This is a genomic window from Saccharopolyspora endophytica (assembly GCF_018070075.1).
Classification (GTDB): Bacteria; Actinomycetota; Actinomycetes; order Mycobacteriales; family Pseudonocardiaceae; genus Saccharopolyspora; species Saccharopolyspora endophytica.
On the sequence record NZ_JAGPXE010000001.1, the window covers coordinates 418,562 to 436,347 of the forward strand.

General features: G+C 70.2%; 16 protein-coding genes. 6 read left to right on the forward strand and 10 right to left on the reverse strand.

The window, feature by feature from the left end; genetic code table 11:
- Positions 1-154: 154 nt before the first annotated feature.
- Both KBO27_RS01995 and KBO27_RS02000 read right to left on the reverse strand, forming a co-directional pair.
- Positions 155-424, reverse strand: a complete 270-nt coding sequence (locus tag KBO27_RS01995) for a hypothetical protein (protein ID WP_210968265.1) — start codon at positions 422-424, stop codon at positions 155-157.
- A 616-nt stretch (positions 425-1,040) separates the two neighbouring features.
- Positions 1,041-1,793 (reverse strand): SDR family oxidoreductase, encoded by a 753-nt coding sequence (locus KBO27_RS02000; RefSeq protein WP_210968266.1) that lies wholly within the window; start codon positions 1,791-1,793, stop codon positions 1,041-1,043.
- A gap of 257 nt (positions 1,794-2,050) precedes the next feature.
- On the opposite strand from KBO27_RS02000, the gene KBO27_RS02005 reads away from it, so the two are divergent.
- Positions 2,051-2,461 carry a hypothetical protein gene (locus KBO27_RS02005; RefSeq protein ID WP_210968267.1) on the forward strand — a complete coding sequence of 137 codons (411 nt, stop codon included), beginning with the start codon at positions 2,051-2,053 and terminating at the stop codon, positions 2,459-2,461.
- 75 nt (positions 2,462-2,536) lie between these two features.
- Here KBO27_RS02005 and KBO27_RS02010 read toward each other — a convergent pair whose 3' ends face one another.
- The 6 genes from KBO27_RS02010 to yczE form a co-directional block, all read right to left on the reverse strand.
- Positions 2,537-3,181, reverse strand: a complete 645-nt coding sequence (locus KBO27_RS02010) for an esterase/lipase family protein (RefSeq protein WP_307870197.1) — start codon at positions 3,179-3,181, stop codon at positions 2,537-2,539.
- A 337-nt stretch (positions 3,182-3,518) separates the two neighbouring features.
- Positions 3,519-5,870: an ATP-binding cassette domain-containing protein gene (locus KBO27_RS02015; protein ID WP_210968615.1), complete on the reverse strand. Its 2,352-nt coding sequence runs from the start codon at positions 5,868-5,870 to the stop codon at positions 3,519-3,521.
- A gap of 11 nt (positions 5,871-5,881) precedes the next feature.
- Positions 5,882-6,292, reverse strand: coding sequence for a VOC family protein (locus KBO27_RS02020; protein ID WP_210968269.1), 411 nt, complete (start codon positions 6,290-6,292; stop codon positions 5,882-5,884).
- A 10-nt stretch (positions 6,293-6,302) separates the two neighbouring features.
- Entirely contained in the window at positions 6,303-6,743 is a 441-nt protein-coding gene (locus tag KBO27_RS02025; protein ID WP_307870198.1) for a helix-turn-helix transcriptional regulator, read from the reverse strand.
- 56 nt (positions 6,744-6,799) lie between these two features.
- A complete protein-coding gene (locus KBO27_RS02030; RefSeq protein WP_210968271.1) occupies positions 6,800-7,387 on the reverse strand; it encodes a TIGR03086 family metal-binding protein in 588 nt (195 codons plus the stop codon).
- A 343-nt stretch (positions 7,388-7,730) separates the two neighbouring features.
- Positions 7,731-8,378, reverse strand: a complete 648-nt coding sequence (gene yczE / locus KBO27_RS02035; RefSeq protein WP_246536098.1) for a membrane protein YczE — start codon at positions 8,376-8,378, stop codon at positions 7,731-7,733.
- Positions 8,379-8,439: 61 nt separating this feature from the next.
- Here yczE and yczR point away from each other — a divergent pair, with 61 nt between their 5' ends.
- Positions 8,440-9,885, forward strand: a complete 1,446-nt coding sequence (gene yczR / locus KBO27_RS02040) for a MocR-like transcription factor YczR (RefSeq protein ID WP_210968272.1) — start codon at positions 8,440-8,442, stop codon at positions 9,883-9,885.
- 374 nt (positions 9,886-10,259) lie between these two features.
- Here yczR and KBO27_RS02045 read toward each other — a convergent pair whose 3' ends face one another.
- Positions 10,260-11,210, reverse strand: a complete 951-nt coding sequence (locus KBO27_RS02045; protein WP_210968273.1) for a hypothetical protein — start codon at positions 11,208-11,210, stop codon at positions 10,260-10,262.
- A 286-nt stretch (positions 11,211-11,496) separates the two neighbouring features.
- Here KBO27_RS02045 and KBO27_RS02050 point away from each other — a divergent pair, with 286 nt between their 5' ends.
- From KBO27_RS02050 to KBO27_RS02065, 4 genes are all read left to right on the forward strand, one after another.
- Positions 11,497-12,654 (forward strand): S8 family peptidase, encoded by a 1,158-nt coding sequence (locus KBO27_RS02050; protein ID WP_307870199.1) that lies wholly within the window; start codon positions 11,497-11,499, stop codon positions 12,652-12,654.
- A 123-nt stretch (positions 12,655-12,777) separates the two neighbouring features.
- Positions 12,778-13,362, forward strand: a complete 585-nt coding sequence (locus tag KBO27_RS02055) for an RNA polymerase sigma factor (protein WP_132671856.1) — start codon at positions 12,778-12,780, stop codon at positions 13,360-13,362.
- The gene (locus KBO27_RS02060) at positions 13,359-13,832 is read left to right on the forward strand and encodes a hypothetical protein (protein WP_210968274.1); all 474 of its coding nucleotides are present in this window, start codon (positions 13,359-13,361) and stop codon (positions 13,830-13,832) included. Before KBO27_RS02055 ends, KBO27_RS02060 begins: the two co-directional genes overlap by 4 nt.
- Positions 13,829-16,441: a CHAT domain-containing protein gene (locus tag KBO27_RS02065; protein ID WP_246536099.1), complete on the forward strand. Its 2,613-nt coding sequence runs from the start codon at positions 13,829-13,831 to the stop codon at positions 16,439-16,441. The genes KBO27_RS02060 and KBO27_RS02065 overlap by 4 nt, the downstream gene beginning before the upstream one ends.
- A gap of 101 nt (positions 16,442-16,542) precedes the next feature.
- On the opposite strand, the gene KBO27_RS02070 is transcribed toward KBO27_RS02065, so the two are convergent.
- On the reverse strand, positions 16,543-17,712 hold the full coding sequence (locus KBO27_RS02070) for a pyridoxal phosphate-dependent aminotransferase (protein ID WP_210968275.1): 1,170 nt from the start codon (positions 17,710-17,712) through the stop codon (positions 16,543-16,545).
- Positions 17,713-17,786 lie beyond the last annotated feature (74 nt).

Sequence of the window (17,786 nt, forward strand, 5' to 3'; positions counted from 1 at the left end):
CGCCGACCGCACGCACCGGACGACCGCAGACCTTTCGTCTCAGACAGCTGGCACGTTGAGCGGATGCGTTCCAGCTGGTCGTTGGCGAGGTGGTAGGCGCGTTCCCATCGTTTCCAGGTGGGCTCGGTCTGCCACCAGGCGCGGAGTCGTTCAATCAGCCTGTTTGCTCGCTCTCTGGCTCGTTGTGACTCGGCCGCCTGCGGGCCCCTGTCGTGACCACGAGGTATGCCAGGGCCGACCAGATGAGTTGTGTTGCTGCGACTCCGGTGAAGAACACGACGGTTTCTTGCCAGGACAGCGGGTCGCTGATGTCGAAGAAGATGTGTCTTGCCGTGTGCCCGCCGAACATGAGCGCCATGAACCGGAGCCATCCGGCTCGCTCGTGCGTTTCGATCAGCAGGCAGGCGCGTAGCCGTTCACGCATGCCGATCACCCAGTGCGGCGCGTCGTTCTCGCCGCTGATCTACGAGTTCGACGCGTGATCGTCGGACGGCGTGAGTTACTTGCGGCGTCGGCCTGAGCTCGGAAGGCCTGCGGGGATTGCGTGGACGCTGTTCGAGGACTGGACGGGCCGCGCCTTCGATCGGACTGCCGGCTCTTCCACGCGCTTGATCTCGACGACCATCCCCAAGGCGGGGTCTCCGACGTCGACTTGTCGTCCTGAACCTGGGCAGCTCTCCGAGGTGCCGGGCGCGTTGTGGGAGTACATCTGGCCGTCGCGGGCGCTGACCTTGATGTCTTGGGCGCAGTCCCGGCACCGGTGAGTGCGAAGCTCGTGGCCGGCCTGGTCGGTCTTCGTTCCGGAGTCGTTCGGCGGGTCGGGCTCAACCATCAGCGTGTTGGACGCGGGACAGGTCGTGCGCGTGCCCAACCGCGATCCGGCAGGCCGGTGGATCTTCATCCGGCCGGTTCGCAGATTGACAGCCGTGTTCTTCCCGCAGAGCTCGCACTCGTGCTCCACGGCCCAGGGGCTAAGACGTGAAACCATGCCCCGATCTTCGGGCAGGGCACCGACAACCGTCCTTCTTGACGCGGGACGGTCACCGCTCTGTCGTGGTGTTGGTTTCGGTGAGGTGTTGGGCGAAGGTTTTGGGGCTTCGGGTGTGGTCGCCTTGGGGGAGGAGGGCGCCGGTGGCGAGTTGTTCGCCGAGGCGGCCGGGGATGGGGAGGGGGAGGACCGGGCGGTGTCGGCCGCGGGCGGTGAGGAGGCGTCGGGCCATGTCGGTCATCTGGAGTCGTTCGGGTCCGGCCAGGTCTGGGGCGTGGCCGGCCGGGGCCTGCGTCGCGTAGCGGGTCAGCGCTTCGGCGACCTCGTCGGCTGCGACGGGTTGCGAGAGCATGCGGGGGATCACCGCGATCGGCGATTTCATCGCCAGCAGGGGTTCGGGGAATTCGAAGAACTGCGTGGCGCGCAGGATCGTCCACGGCACGTCCCCCGCCTCGACGAGTTCTTCCTGGACGCGCTTGCCGAAGTAGTAGCCGAGGTCGACCGCGTCGCAGCCGACGATCGACAACGTGACGAGGTGATCGACGTCGGCTTGCCGCGCCGCGCGCAGCAGGTTCGCCGTGGCGCGGGAGAAGAAGTCGATCGAGACCTTCTTCCTGGTGGTGACCACGTTGCTGACGTCGATCACCGCGCGGCAATCGCGCAGTGCTTCGAGCAGGCCTTCCCCGGTGATCAGGTTCGTCCCGCGCGAACGCGCGATGACGACCGGCTCGTGCCCGGCGGCGCGCACCTTCGCCACGACCTTGCTCCCCACCAGTCCGGTGCCCCCGGCGATCGCGATCTTCACAGCAGCTCCCGCTCGTGCTGGCCGGCATTGCCCGGCGTCGCGGTGAAGACGAGATAGCCCGGCCTCGGTGTGACGTGAAGTGAGCCACGTCGCGTCGGCGGCGCGCGCTGTCACGGATGCCGGCTCGGTCTCGTCGTAACCGCGACCAGCATTTCGTCCGGCGCCTCGCGATTTGAGGTGGAGGGCGAGAGCATCGAGGACAGGAGAAGCTCGTGATCAGCTCAAGCGAAGCACTGCAGAGGAGATCTCCGAAGGTCGTGATCGATCGTGCGTGCCTGGGGATTCTGACCTTCGCATCCGTGCTCCCCGGCGCGTGGGCGTACTTCGCGCCGAGGTTCTTCTACGACGCGTTCCCCGGTCTAGGCCTGAGCTGGCTGCCGCAGTTGGGGCCGTACAACGAGCACTTCGTCAAGGACGTCGGCGCGATGTTCCTGGCGTTGGCGGTGCTCAGCGTGATCGCACTCCGGCACGCCGATGACGGGCGGTCGTCGCGGATGGCCGGTGCGGTGTGGCTGGTGTTCAACGTCCTGCACTTCGGCTACCACGTGACGATGCTGCACATGTACGAACCGCTGGACCAGGTCCTCAACGTGATCGTGCTCGGGGCCCTGATCGTCGTGTCGGTTCCCCTGGTGGTGCCACCACGACGCGGAAGCTCGGGGAGCTGACCGCGAATATCCACAGTGTACTGGAGTGAGGGGCGGGCCGAGATACCCTGGCCCGCCCCGGTTCTCAGGTCAGCGTCATGCGACGAAGGTGCGGACGTCCTGCGAAACGCCGTCGTCGGTGAGGAACCCGAGGTGCATGATGCACCCGGTCTGGGTGTTGCGCGCACCCGAGACGACCGTGCTGTCATCGGGGTCGATGGTCTCGTCGCAGGTCGACCACCACGTGCCGTAGTTGACCGCGCCCGGTGATTCGTCCCCGTCGTTGAGGGTGGTCAGGAATTCCGACCCGGGCCGCATTTCCACGCAGGACGCGTCGAAGCAGGAGTTCGCCGACGTGGTGCCGTGGTTCGGGCCCGCCAGCGAGACCCAGTCGTCGACCTTGTCGGCTCCGCCGACGAACTTGAGGTACCAGCGGCTGTTGAGCCCGCCCATCGAGTGCGTGACGATGTCGACCTCGGTCGCACCGGTCCGGGCGAGCACGTCGTCGACGACGGCGGAGAGCTGGTCGGCGGTGGTCTTGTTGGACTGCGCGGTGTTGTAGTTCCAGGCGGTGAGCTCGCCATCGGTGTAGCCGTCGGCCTTGAAGTCGGCAACCAGCTCGTTCCAGTTGGAGGCGCTGCCGTTCCAACCGTGCACGAAGATCACCGGGTTGCGTTCGACTGCGGTTGCGGGGCCTGCGGTGAGGGGCAGAGCGGTTGCTGCCGCTAAGGCGGCGGTCACGAACAGACGGGTTCCACGCATGGGGTTCCCTTTCGCTTGGAGGCAACATCGCCGGGCGGATGTACCAACGGGTTGGCCCTCGCAGAGGTGCGCCTGCCCCGTTCTCATCACCCCGATGGCCGCTAACCGCGTTATAGGGCGTTTTCGGACGCGTGCGCGAAGAACCTGGTCGCGGAGGGTGGACGCCCGAAGCGGTGGACATCACTCCGGAAGGAGTGTGGGGCGCGCCGCTGCGCCCCCGACGTTCGCGGAGCAAACGGAAATCCCCTCCCGATCTCGGGAGGGGATTCCTCGAAGCCCGCTGGTCCGCTTGGGGCGAAGGGTGTTTCGTCCGGGCTCAGGCTCGGACGTAGTCGGCCAGGTGCTGGGCGGTCAGGGTCTTGCCTGATGCGACCAGGTCGGCCGGGGTGCCTTCGAAGATGACCTGGCCGCCGTCGTGACCGGCACCCGGGCCGAGGTCGATGATCCAGTCCGCGTGGGCCATGACGGCCTGGTGGTGCTCGATGACGATGACCGACTTGCCGGAGTCCACGAGCCGGTCGAGCAGGCCGAGGAGCTGTTCCACGTCCGCCAGGTGGAGACCGGTGGTGGGCTCGTCGAGGACGTAGACGCCGCCCTTGTCGCCCATGTGCGTGGCCAGCTTGAGGCGTTGCCGCTCACCACCGGAGAGCGTGGTCAGCGGCTGGCCGAGGCGCAGGTAACCCAGGCCCACCTGGTCCATGCGCTCCAGGATCTTGTGCGCGGCGGGCGTGCGGGCGTCGCCGCCGCCGAAGAACTCCTCGGCCTGGGCGACGGACATGTCCAGCACCTCGCTGATGTCGCGCCCGCCGAAGCGGTACTCCAGCACCGAGGCGTTGAACCGCTTGCCCTCGCACTCCTCGCACGTCGTGGCAACGGTTTCCATGATCCCGAGGTCGGTGTAGACGACCCCGGCACCGTTGCAGGTGGGGCACGCGCCTTCGGAATTCGCGCTGAACAGAGCGGGTTTCACGCCGTTGGCCTTGGCGAACGCCTTGCGGATCGGGTCGAGCAGCCCGGTGTAGGTGGCCGGGTTGCTGCGCCGCGACCCGCGGATGCCGCTCTGGTCGATCGACACCACGCCTTCCCCTGCCGGGATCGAGCCGTGGATCAGCGAGCTCTTGCCGGAACCCGCGACGCCCGTGACCGCGCACAGCACGCCCAGCGGCACGTCGACGTCCACCTCGCGCAGGTTGTTCGCCGTCGCGCCGCGGATCTCCAGCGCCCCGGTCGCCTCGCGGAACTCCGACTTGAGCGAGGCCCGGTCGTCGAAGTGCTTGCCGGTCACGGTGTCGCTGGTGCGCAGACCGGCCACGTCGCCCTCGAAGCAGACCGTGCCGCCGTCGGTTCCGGCGCCCGGACCCAGGTCGACGACGTGATCGGCGATGGCGATCGTCTCCGGCTTGTGCTCGACGACCAGGACCGTGTTGCCCTTGTCGCGCAGCCGCAGCAGCAGGTCGTTCATCCGCTGGATGTCGTGCGGGTGCAGCCCGATCGTCGGCTCGTCGAACACGTAGGTCACGTCGGTCAGCGACGATCCGAGGTGCCGGATCATCTTGGTGCGCTGGGCTTCACCGCCCGACAGGGTGCCGGCGGGCCGGTCCAGCGAGAGGTAGCCGAGGCCGATCTCGACGAACGAGTCCAGGGTGTGCCGGAGCTTGCCGAGCAGCGGTTTCACCGACGGTTCGTCGAGCCCGCTGACCCATTCGGCAAGGTCGCTGATCTGCATCCGGCAGGCGTCGGCGATGGTGATGCCCGCGATCTTCGACGACCGGGCCCCTTCGCTGAGCCGCGTGCCGTCGCACTCCGGGCAGGTCGCGAAGGTGATCGCGCGGTCCACGAAAGCGCGGATGTGCGGCTGCATCCCCTCGCGGTCCTTGGACAGCATCGACTTCTGGATCCGCGGGATCAGGCCCTCGTAGGTGACGTTGACGCCCTCGACCTTGACCCGCGTGGCCTCCTTGTGGAGGAGGTCGTGCAGTTCTTTCTTCGTGTAGGAGCGGATCGGCTTGTCCGGGTCGAGGAACCCCGAACCCATGTAGATCCGCCCGTACCAGCCGTCCATGGTGTAGCCGGGGATGGTCAACGCGCCCTCGCGCAGCGACTTCGAGTCGTCGTAGAGCTGGGCGAGGTCGAAGTCGGAGACGTTGCCGCGCCCCTCGCACCTCGGGCACATGCCGCCGGTGATGCTGAACTCGCGGCGCTCCTTGACCTTCGTCCCGCCGCGTTCCATCGTGACCGCGCCGGCCCCGCTGATGGAGGCGACGTTGAACGAGAACGCCTGCGGGGAGCCGATGTGCGGTGTCCCGAGCTTGCTGAACAGGATCCGCAGCATCGCGTTAGCGTCGGTGGCGGTGCCGACCGTGGAACGCGGGTCCGCGCCCATCCGCTCCTGGTCGACGATGATCGCCGTGGTCAGCCCGTCGAGCACGTCGACGTCGGGTCGCGCCAGGGTCGGCATGAAGCCCTGAAGGAACGCGCTGTAGGTCTCGTTGATCATCCGCTGCGACTCGGAGGCGATGGTGCCGAAGACCAGCGAGCTCTTGCCCGATCCCGACACGCCGGTGAACACGGTCAACCGGCGCTTGGGGATCTCGACGCTCACGTCCTGCAAGTTGTTCACCCGCGCCCCGTGAACCCGGATCAGGTCGTGGCTGTCGGCGATGTGCATCGCGGCTCCGTTCACTGCGCTTCCTGGATTCGGATCATGTTCCCGGCGGGGTCCCGGACGGCGCAGTCGCGCACGCCGTAGGGCTGGTCGGTGGGTTCCTGGACGATCTCGGCGTCGCCGGCCTGCAGCGCGTCGAACGTGGCGGTGAGATCGGGTGTGGCGAGCAGGATTCCGGCGTAGGTCCCCTTGGCCATCATCTCGCTGATCAGCTGTCGCTCGTCGTCGGTGATGCCCGGGTCGACGCCCGGCGGGTGCAGCACGATCGAGGTGCCGGGCTGCCCGGGCGGGCCGACGGTCAGCCAGCGCATCCCGGCGTAGCCGACGTCCTTGCGGACCTCGAAGCCGAGCAGATCGCGGTAGAAGGCCAGGGCCGCCTCAGGGTCGTCCTGCGGGAGGAAGCTGGCGTTGATGCTGATGTCCATGGCAATCACGCTATGAGCTGCTCTGCGACGGCGCTTCTCGATTCCTGACCGGTCTGGTGACCTGCTTGGCCAGGCACGGCACGATCGCCGCCGTCCCGGCCGCCTCGCGCCGGTACGTGCTGGGCGGGACGCCGACGAGCTCGGTGAACCGGGTGCTGAAGGTGCCCAGCGACGAGCAGCCGACCTCGAAGCACACCTCGGTGACGCTCAGGTCACCTCGCCTCAGCAGCGCCATCGCCCGCTCGATCCGCCTGGTCATCAGGTAGGCGTAGACGGATTCGCCGTAGGCGGCCCGGAACCGCCTGCTGAGGTGCCCGGCGGACATGTTCACCCCGCGCGCCAGCGCCTCGACGTCCAGCGGTCGCGCGTACTCGCGGTCGATCCGATCCCGGACCCGTCTCAGCAGCGCGAGGTCCCGCAACCGCGCCGATCTGCCCGATGAGCCACCCACCTGCGAAATCCTGCCACGCCGGTCCGACAACCGCGCCCGTTTCATCCCGAAACGGATCAGGGCTCGCGGCCGGTGAAGGCCAGCAGCTCCTCGAACGGGCTCGCGTCCCCGGGCGCCGGCGTGGCCGCGGCGAACATCCCTTCGGCGCGCAGGTCGTCCTCGCTGCTCTGGGACTGGAACCGCATGACGGCGTCGACGGCGGCGTCGTCCGGTGAGTACGGCAGCCCGGCGGTGCGGGCCAGGTCCCAGCCGTGGATCACGGCCTCCGACAGGCTGATGTTGGCGACGACCCAGCCCGGTGTCGGGCCGAACGCGAACTCGAGCTGCTGATCGAGAACGCCCGGCCCGCTGAAGGCGGCCACGTTGAACCGCGCCGCTTCGCCGAACGCCGCCGCGACCTCGTCGGCGGGGAGCTGCGGGTCTTCGGCGGGCAGCTCGGAAGCCTGCCCGGCCGCGACCTGCCCGAAGTACCTCGCACCACCGACGAGATGGTTGCCGACCTGGCCGGCGGTCCACCCCTCGCACGGGCTCGGATCCCCGAACCGCTGCGGCGGCACCGCCCGCAGCACCGCCGAGGTGGCCTCGAAGGCTCGCTCCAACAACCCGACCAGCTCGGGGCCGGTCACCGGTTCCCGCTTCTGCATGCCCGCTCCTCGTCTCCCGCCGTCGCAGAGGTAGACCGGCGATCCCGCGGAAAGTCATCGCCGCCTTCTTGTCGGTGTCCGCCGGTAGTGTCCGGATCACCGAGGACGGGGAGGGATCGTGATGCCGGCGCTGCCGTCCGATGTGGTCGAGCCACCTTGGCCCTCCGGCGGCAGGGGTGGAACGCGATGCCGGGTGCGCTGAACAGGGCACGCGCGGTCTGGATGTAGCGACGCCCCCGCGCTCAACCGGCCTGGGGGTTACCGGGAGTGCGGGGGCGTCAAGGTCCACCCCTGGGGGTCAGGTGGACGGCGTCAATGCTACTGCGTGGTATCCGAGATGTCTCTAGGGGCAGAGATCTTTTTTCACTCGCACGGCGGTGAACCGCAGGCAGGTTTGTGTGAGTGGCCCGATCGCCATCGCGTAGAGGACGGTCCCGAGCCCCGCGGTGCCGCCGAGCAGCCAACCCGCTGCGAGCACGCAGACCTCGATGGACGTCCGCACCAGACGCACCGACCAGCCCGTTCGCTCGTGCAGCCCGGTCATCAGGCCGTCCCGAGGGCCCGGTCCGAGGCGGGCGCCGACGTAGGTCGCTGTCGCCAGCGCGTTGAGCGAGACCCCGGCGATCAGCAGCGGGACCCGGATGCCCAGAGCCTCCACCGGGGGGAGCAGCGCGAGGGTGGCGTCCACCGCCACCCCGATCAGCAGCACGTTGCCGACCGTTCCCACGCCCGGCCGCTGCCGCAGCGGTAGCCAGGAGAGCAGGACCGCGACGCCCACCACCGCGTTCGCCATCCCGATGCTCACGCCCAGCCGCTCCGAGATCCCCTGGTCGAGCACGCTCCACGGCGACAGGCCGAGGTCGCTGCGCACCATCAGCGCCAGGCTCGCCCCGTAGAGCAGGAGACCGCTGATGAGCTGCGGGAACCGGGCGTGCGGGCGGAAGCGCATCGACAGCGGCGAGAGGTCCACTGGAGCGGTGATCGAAGCCATGCGTCCTTCTTATCGGCCAATTGGACTTCATATCGATAGCCAATCGGGCTAGATTGGACCCATGTTGCCGACACCGGGCGCCCACATCTACGGCCAGAAGCTCGTCGATCTCCTCGGGGCTTGGCACGGTGCGTCGCGGCCTTCCTCGCAGCTGCTCGCCGAGGGCGTTCGCCAGCTCGTGCTCGACGGACGGCTCCCGCCGGGGACCCGGCTGCCCGCCGAGCGGGAGCTCGCCGCCGCCCTCGACGTGAGCCGGACCCTGGTCGCGAGGGCCCTCGAGCGGTTGCGCGAGGACGACTTCGTGGCGAGTCGCCGAGGTGCCGGCTCGTGGGTGAAGCTGCCGGATTCGCGGCGGGGCAACGAGATGCACGGCGGCTGGTTCCCGTCCAACGACCCGGGCGTGATCAACCTGGCCCAGGCGACCCCGGGAGCTCCGCTCGAGATGCGAGCAGCCGTGGAGCGCGCGCAGGTCCGCCTCGTCGAGCAGCTCGGCGACCACGGCTACCAGCCGCACGGGCTCCCCGCGCTGCGCACCCGCATCGCCGAGCGCTACACCGCGCGCGGTCTGCCGACCAACCCCGAGCAGATCCTGGTCACCAACGGTGCTCAGCACGCGTTCGCGCTGGTCCTGCGGACTTTGGTCGCTCCGGGCGAGCGGGTGCTCGTCGAGCACCCCACCTACCCCAACGCCGTCGAGGCCCTGCGCGGCCACGGGGTGACCCCGGTGGCCGTGCCGATGACCGACGACGGCTGGGACCTGGAGCTGCTCAACGCCACGCTCCGCCAGACCGCGCCTCGGCTCGCCTACCTGATCCCCGACTTCCACAACCCCACCGGCGTGCGGATGGATGCCGAGGGCCGGTCCCGGCTGGCGACGACCTTGGCGAGGACCTGCACGAACGCGGTCATCGACGAGACGCTGATCGACATCGACCTCACCGGGGAGGAACCCCCGCCGCCGATGGCGAGCTTCACCGAGCGGGCCATCACCATCGGCTCGGCGGGCAAGTCGTTCTGGGGCGGCCTGCGGCTCGGCTGGATCCGGGCGAGCGAGGAGTTCGTGCAGCGGCTGGTGCTCGGGCGCGCGGCCGTCGATCTGGGCACGCCGGTGCTGGAGCAGCTGGTGCTCGCGGAACTGCTCGACGACGCCGAACCGGTTCTGGCCCGGCGGCGGGAGGAAACCCGGCAGCGGCTCGACGTGTTGGTCGCCGCGCTTCGGGAACACCTGCCGGAGTGGCGTTTCCGCCTGCCCGACGGCGGGCTGTCGCTCTGGTGCGACGTCGGCGAACCCATCTCCAGCAGGCTGGCGGTCGCGGCCGAGGCGCACGCGGTGCGGTTGGCGCCGGGCGCTCGCTTCTCGGTCAACGGATCGCTCGAGCGCTGGATCCGCATGCCCTACACGTTGCCGGGTGAACGGCTGGTCGAAGCCATCCAGCGACTCGCTGCGGCAGCGGGTTCGGTGCGGCCAGGACCAGCACCGAACCCGCTCACCGTTCCGATCGCCTGAAGCTGACACCCCTCGTAGAAAGCTTCAGGCCCGCGCCAGGTGGAATCCGTGCGGATCCCGCACGGATTCCACCCAGGAGTAGTAGTCGGCCGCCCGTCGGCACGGCCCCTCGACGTGCCGACGGGCGGTTCGACCAGAGGGCGCCGCCCCGGTGCCGCAGGGGCAATCGCGGCACCGGGGCCAGGGCCCAGTCCTGTGCTTGGAGCAGGTCAGAGACGCTTAATCAGCGATGTTCTTGATCGACGCTGCCGGACAGGCTGGTGGCGCCCCGGTCCGATCCGGTCGGGCGCAGGCGTCCGGATCGGAGTTCATCGGGTGGTGGTGACACCAGAATCACCGCAGAAGCGGTGATGCGCAGGCCGGAACGGCCGCGATCAGTCAGGCGACGCCGTGGTTTCGGCCGATCGGGTGCTGACGTTCGGTCCGATGTCGCGCTGAGCCACCAGGATGGCAGCGGTGCCCGAGAGATCGGGTGCGGTGGGCAGGATGGCGTGCACTTGGCGCAGGCCACCGACACCACCGACGCTCGCCGCGGTCAGTGAGCTCGCGGGAGGCGAGCAGGGAGAGGGCACGGCAGGGCTCGGACCGCCCGACGGGTCGCCGTCCGGCGCTTCGTCCGCATCAGGTGCCCGGGGCCGTGCGTCATCGCGAGTGGTGCCCGTTCCCGACGCCTTCACCGATGTGCGAACCGTCGGCCCCGTGAAAACGGCGCTGGACGGTGCGTTCGACTGCTCGTCGGCGACGGCGTGGATGTTCTTGTGACGTGCGCTGTTGCCCTTGCCCAGCGAGTCGTGCTCGCCCTGGGAGGCGGAGTTCGCGTGGGCCGAGCTCCCGTGGGACGAGGAGTTGGTGTTCGCGGAGGTGTTCCCGTTCGACACCGCGTTCGCGTTGGCGTTCGCCGACGCGTTGCCGGTGTCGGGGGCCGCCGGAGCGGTGACAGCCGGTTCGGCGGGTGCGGCCTTATCCGGTTTCGCCGGTTCGACCTTCTCGGGCTTTTCCGCTTGAACCTTTTTCGGCGGGTCGGGCTTCTCGGTCTCGACCGCCTTCTGAGACCGGGTGCTCTTCTGCTGCGAGACCTTCTCGGCGGGCTTCGACGATTTTCCGGAGCCCGAGCCCTTGGCCTTTGATCCGGAAGGGTGATCACCGGAGTCGGGCTTGCTCGACGCCGATGCCGAAGCGGACTGCGATACGCCCGGTTTGTCGGCGTGCGCATTCTCGCCGGCCGAAGCCGCGGTCGCACCGCCGACCATCACTCCCAGGCACAAACCGCTGAAGAGCGAGGCCTTGACCAGGAACGCAGCGGTGCGCGAACGGGGACCGCGCACTGCGCGAATTCCCTTCACGGTCACCACCGCCAATTCCGGTCGAGTCGCGCCACGTGGCGCGGTGGAGCAACGGTTGCGCCATGATCGGCGCCTCCGGCTGACATTCAACCACCCCAGGGGGCGATTTCGGACCACCTTGAGCGACGATCACGACAGTTGGGCCAGCATTCTCCATGCATTTGGAGGACTCCGGAAGGGGCCAAATGTTGTCGGAAGGGGTGATCCCCTTTCCCCGAAGGGGTCTCGTCCGCTGTGGACCTAGCCCGAAAGCGGCACAGTGTCCGCTGTGGATCAGGATCAGAATCAGGAACGGCTGGGTCTAGCCGAACTCCATCGCATCTGGACGTCCTACGGGCACGAGATGCTGCTGCACGATCCCGGCGGCGATGGCGAATGCCTGGTCAGGCGCGGTGAATTGCTGGCCCCGGCGGACTCGCTGGACCCGGTGCTCGACCGGTACCGCAGGTGGATCGATCGGGTGCACCACGACGAAGACCTGCTGCTCGCCCGAATTCGGCTCCGCGATGCCGAACGCGACCACTGCGTCGACCTGGCCGGAGAGGGCGCGGGTGCGTCGGTGAACAACGTCCACGTCGGCAGTCCGGTCATGTTCGGAACGCCGGTGATGTTCGGAACCGGGGAGGAACCGGAATTCACTCATCCGGTCGCAGAGCCGCCTTCGACCGAATGGGATCCACCGGTGTTCGTCGGCGTGCTCGACACCGGTTGCGACCCGCACCCCTGGTTCACCGGCCGCCCCGGATTCGAAGCGGTTCCGGAGGAATTGGACTCCGATGACGATTCCGGGCAGGACCGGCAAGCCGGGCACGGCACGTTCGTCAGCGGAGTCGTCCTGCAGCACGCCCCGGGCGCGGTCATCCGGCCCAAGCGCGTGCTGTCCTCGCTGGGATTCACCGACGACTACACCGTCGCCTCCGGACTGCGCACCCTGCGGCGTTCGGCCCAGCGCCGGGGCGAGCCGGTCGACGTGGTCGTGCTGACCTCCGGCTGCCACACCGCCGACGACCGCTGCCCGGAGGTCCTGGCCTCAGCGCTGCGCGCGATGGACCCGGCCGTCGTGGTGGCCGCGGCCGGCAACCACGGGCGGACCCGGCCCTTCTGGCCCGCCGCGATGCCCGAGGTGCTGGCGGTCGCCGCGACCGGGGCCGACGGCAAGATCGCCTCGTTCTCCAACACCGGCGACTGGGTCGACGCCGCGGCACCGGGCGTGGACGTGCGCAGCTGCTTCGTCCGGATGGCGCCGGGCGGCGCCCGCGACTTCGGCTACGCGCGCTGGAGCGGGACGTCCTTCGCCGCGCCCCGGGTCGCCGCCGTGATCGCCACCGCCCTGCAAGCGGACCGGGACCCCGCGCGGGCCCGCGAACTCGTCGAGCACTGCTACCCGTACGCCACCGCACTGCCCGAGCCCGTCGCGGCCGAGTGATCCGGTACCGCTTTTCTTGACCCGATCGTGGGGTATCCAGCGCCAACTGAATCTTTGAGCACCCCTTCGTCCTCTTACTCGGTGGGAAGGAAGAGAGATCACCGAGCTCCGGAGGTGCTGGTCGTGTACGAGGTCGGGGAAGCCGGTCCGGCTGCGGTGCTGCTGAATCGGGTGGCGTCCGGGGACGAACAGGCGTGGCGGGAACTGGTGGATCTGTACACGCCGGTGATCTGGGGTGTCTCGCGGGCGTACGCCGGCAACACCGCGGACGCCGAGGACGTCTGCCAGGCGACCTGGTTGTCGTTGGCGGAGAACCTCGAACGGCTCCGCGAGCCCGACGCCCTGCCAGGCTGGCTGGTCACCACCGCCAGACGGGAGGCCATCCGGTTGCGCCGCGCGCGGTCGCGGGAAGCGCCCGTCGGCCTGGACACCGATCACCTGGGTGCGACCGAGCACTCCGAGGCCGCCGAGAAGCTGGCGCTGCGCGTGGTCTCCGGTACCCGGTTGGCGCAGGCGTTCGGCGCGTTGCCGCAGCGCTGCCAGCAGCTGCTGCGGGTCCTGGCCGTCGCGCCGGAGACGACCTACGCGCAGGTCAGCGAGGCGTTGGGAATACCGAGAGGAACGATCGGCCCGAAGAAGAGCCGGTGCCTGGCCGAGCTGCGCAGGCGGCTGGTCAGCGCCGAGCTGCCCGAGGAGGTGGCGGGATGAAGCAGCGGATTCCGGCGGAGCTGCGCCGACTGCGCGAACTGTTCCAGGCCCAGGACCCGGTCCCGGACCGAGTGCTGGCCGGGTCGTACGCGGCGGTCGCGATGCGCGCGGCGCGCGGCGACCGCGGCGAGCTCAAGCTCGTCGGCGACTCCGCGGACGAACGCATCGGCGTGCGGGCCGGCGGCTCGCAGTCGCGCGTGCTGACCTTCGCGATGCCCGGCCGGGTGCTGGAGATGGACGTGGTGCCCACGGCGGCCGGCCTGGTCCGGGTGTCCGGGATGGTGCTCAACCGGTCCGGGCAGGCACCCCCGACCGGCGAGGTCGTGGTGCGGCACCCGTCCGGTGAGCGCAGCGGGGAGCTGGACCGGGACGGCGCGTTCCAGGTGGCCGACGTGCCGCGCGGCCCGGTGAGCGTGGTGTTCCGCCCCGAGCGGGCCGAGCCCGCCATCGCGGATTGGCTGGTCTGTTGAGCGCGGCGACGGCGGTGGCACCGCCGAATGCGATCGAGGCCGCGCTGCGCTGGCGCGACGAGGCGACCGCGGCGCCGCAGGAGGCGTTGCGAGAGGCCGGACGGTTGCTGTCGGGTGCGGCTCCCGACGGTGAGCTGCGGGTGCTGGCCCGGCACATCGCCGCGCTGGCGGCGGTCGAGCTCGGCCGGGTCGACGAGGCCCGCAGGCACGTGCGGCTCGGGCTGTCCACCGCGCAACGCGGTGGCTGGTCCAAGCGGGCCGCGCAGCTGCAGCTGACCCTGGCGTGGATCGAGCTGGAACGGGGCGCCACCGGTGCGAGCTGGGCGAACCTGGCCGCCGCCGAACCGCACCTGCCCGCCGAGGACCGGCCCAGGGCGACGTGCCTGCGCGGGTTGCTGCACTGCCAGCGCGGCCACCACCGGGACGCGAGGCTGCGCCTGACCAGCGCGTTGGTCCACCTCGACGGCGACAGGCGGTGGAAGGCCAACGCGCTGCTCGGTCGGGGCCTGGCCAACCTCTACACCAACAGGTTGGAGGAGGCCGAGCAGGACCTGGCCGACGCCGAGCGGATCTTCACCGCCGACGGTCGCGGTGCGCGCGCAGCCGGGTGCCGGCACAACCGGGGCTGCGTGGCGTTCCGGGCGGGTGATCTGCCCCGGGCGCTGCGGCTGTTCGAGCAGGCGGTGGCGGCCGGACTCGACGTCACCGCGAACCCGGAAGCGCTGGTGGACCGGGGTGAAGCGCTCGCCGCCGCGGGGCTGACCCAGCGCGCCCGCGCGGTGATGGAGCAGGCGTCGCAGCGCTTGGCCACCACCGGACGGCACGGACGTCTCGCCGAAACCCGGCTCGCGCTGGCCGAATGCGCGCTGCGCGATGGCGACCCGACCGCGGCGGCGGAGGCGGCGAGTGCGGCGAGGCGGTTGTTCCGCGGCCAGAAGCGGCCCGCGTGGGCGGCGCTGGCCTCCGCGATCGTGTGGCAGGCGAAGCTGCGATCCGGGCAGAGCACGCGGTACGCGCTGTCGGCGGCGCGGCGGGCGGCCAACGCGTGCGAGGACTTCGGGTGGCGCGCGACCGCCGCCGAGCTCCGGCTCACCGCCGGGCGCACCGCGCAGCTGGCGGGCCTGAACTCGGTGGCGCGCAAGCTGCTCGGGCGCTGCGCTGATCTGCGCGAGCTCGCGGTGCCGCCGCAGTTGCGAGCCCTGGGCTGGTTGGCCGAGGCGCTGCTCGCCGAGCAGGAGGGCAACACCGCCCGGCTGCTGCGGGCGTGCCGCGCCGGGCTCAAGGCCGTCGATGGCCAGGCCGTCGGCATGGCCGCCTTCGAGATGCGGGTGCACGCGCTGGGGCTGGGCGACGAGCTCGGCGCTGTCGCGGTGCGCGCCGCGCTGCGCATCGGCGACCCGCAGCTGGTGCTGCGCTGGACCGAACGCTCCCGGGCCAGCGCGCTGCACCGCCGGGCGCTGCGACCACCATCGGATCCGCAGCTGAACGCGGCACTGGTCCGGCTGCGCGGCGCGGTGCTCGACGCGCAGCGCGCGGCGGACCCGAAGCGGGCCATGAACACCGTTGCCGAGCTGGAAGAACAGGTGCGGCACCAGGCGATGCTGGTGGAGGGCCGCACCGATCGGCTGCGGGCGCCGGCCGAGATCGGCGAGATCAGCGCCGAACTCGGCGACGCCGTCCTGCTGAGCCTGTTCTCCGAGAACGGCAAGCTCTTCGCGGTGTCCATCGTGGACGGTGAAGCCGCGCTGCACGTGCTCGGTCCGGAGGCCTCGGCGGAGAGCCAGGCCGTCCGGCTCCGCCATCTGCTCGCGCGGCAGGCGTGCGGCGTGGACTCCCGCGCGGCCCCGATGTTCGAGCACGGGGTCGAGCTGGCCGCGGCCGAACTCCAAGCGCAGCTGCTGGCACCCGTCCTCCCGGCCCTGAAGCGGGGACGCGAACTCGTCGTGGTGCCGACCGGTCGGTTGCACCTGCTGCCGTGGGGCGCGCTGCCCGCGTGCCGGGGCAACCCGGTCACGGTCAGCCCGTCGATCCGCTGCTGGCTGGGCGGTGCCGAGCGGGCGCGCGCGGCGAATCCGGCCGGCGGCAAGGCGTGGATCGCCGGGCCGCGCCTGGACCACGCCGAACGCGAGGTCCGCACGCTGCACCACCGCGGTGGCGGGCGGCTGCTCACCGGGTCGGGCGCGAGAACGGATCGGGTTCTGTCCGCGTTGGACGGAGCTCGTGTCGCCCACCTGGCCGCGCACGGCCACTTCCGCGACGACCAACCGCTGCTGTCCTGCCTGGACCTGGACGACGGCCCGCTCTACGCGCACGACCTCGACGGCCTCCGCCGCAGCCCCACCACGGTGGTGCTGTCGGCCTGCGACGTTGGGAAGTCCGCGATCAGCAGGGGCGATCAGCTCAGCGGGCTGACCGCGACCCTGCTGGACCGGGGCACGGCGACGGTGATCGCCAGCGTCGTCCCGGTCCCCGACGAGCGGACCGTGGAGGTGATGCTGACGCTCCACGACGGGCTCGACGCAGACCTGCCACCTGCCGCTGCCCTGGCCGAAGCCCAAGCGCGGCACGGCGAAACGGGCTTCATCTGCATCGGGTACGGAGGTGGTTGAGGACCAGGAGCCGGCACCGCCGCGGGTTCTTCAGAGCTTCCGTGACCGACGGAGTCCACGGCGGTGCTGAGGCGCCGCGCGAAGGACTTCCCGAACAGCTCTCAGCGCAGCTTGTGCAGCCGGCGGATGCCTTCGTCGAGGACCTCGTCCTTCTTGCAGAACGCGAAGCGGACCAGGTGCTGGAAGTCGCCCGGGTTGTCGCAGAACACCTGCACCGGGATGGCGGCGACCCCGACGCGCTCGGGCAGCGAGTGGCAGAAGTCCGCGCCGTCGGTGAAGCCCAGCGGGCGCACGTCGGCGCAGATGAAGTAGGTGCCTTCGCTGTCGAGCACGTCGAACCCGGCCTCAGCGAGGCCGTCCGAGAGCCGGTCCCGCTTGCGCTGCAGGTCGGCTCGCAGCTGGTCCACCCAGGCCAGCTCGTGGCGCAGCGCGTGCGCGACGGCCGGCTGGAACGGCGCGCCGCCGACGAAGGTCATGAACTGCTTGGCGGCGCGCACGGCCGAGACCAGCTCGGACGGGCCGCAGACCCAGCCGATCTTCCAGCCGGTGGCGCTGAAGCTCTTGCCCACGCTGGAGATCGACACGGTCCGCTCGGCCATGCCCGGCAAACCGGCCAGCGGGTGGTGCGCGCGCCCGTCGAACAGCAGGTGCTCGTAGACCTCGTCGGTGACCGCGACGACGTCGTTGTCCCGGCAGACCTCGGCGATCGCGGCCAGCTCGTCATCGGTGAGCACGGTGCCGGTCGGGTTGTGCGGCGAGTTGAGGATCAGCGCCCGGGTCTGCGGGCCGACGACCGACCGCAGCTGGTCGAGGTCGAGCTCGAAGCGGTGGTCGGGCCCCTGGCGCAGGCCGACGGTCTTGCGCACGCCACCGGCCATGGCCACCGCGACCGGGTAGGAGTCGTAGTACGGCTCGACGAGCACGACCTCGTCACCAGGCTCGACCAACGCCATCATCGTCGCGGTCAGCGCCTCGGTGGCGCCGACGGTGACCAGGACTTGGTCTTCCGGGTCGTACTCGGTGCCGTAGCGGGCGGCGCGGTGCTCGCTGATGGCCGCGCGCAGCTCGGGCTCACCGGCTCCCGGCGGGTACTGGTTCACGCCGCCGGCGATCGCCTCCTGCGCGACCCGCAGCATGCTCTCCGGACCGTCGGTGTCGGGGAATCCCTGGCCGAGGTTGACCGCGCCGGTGCGGCGGGCCAGCTCGGTGATCTCCGCGAAGATCGTGGACGTGAACGGCCGGAGGCGGGAGGTCAAAGCAGGAGTGCGCACGCCTCCGGATGCTAATGCATCGGACGAAGCCGGTGACCAGCGTTTTAGCGCGGCCGGTGGTCGTCTTGCGCAGT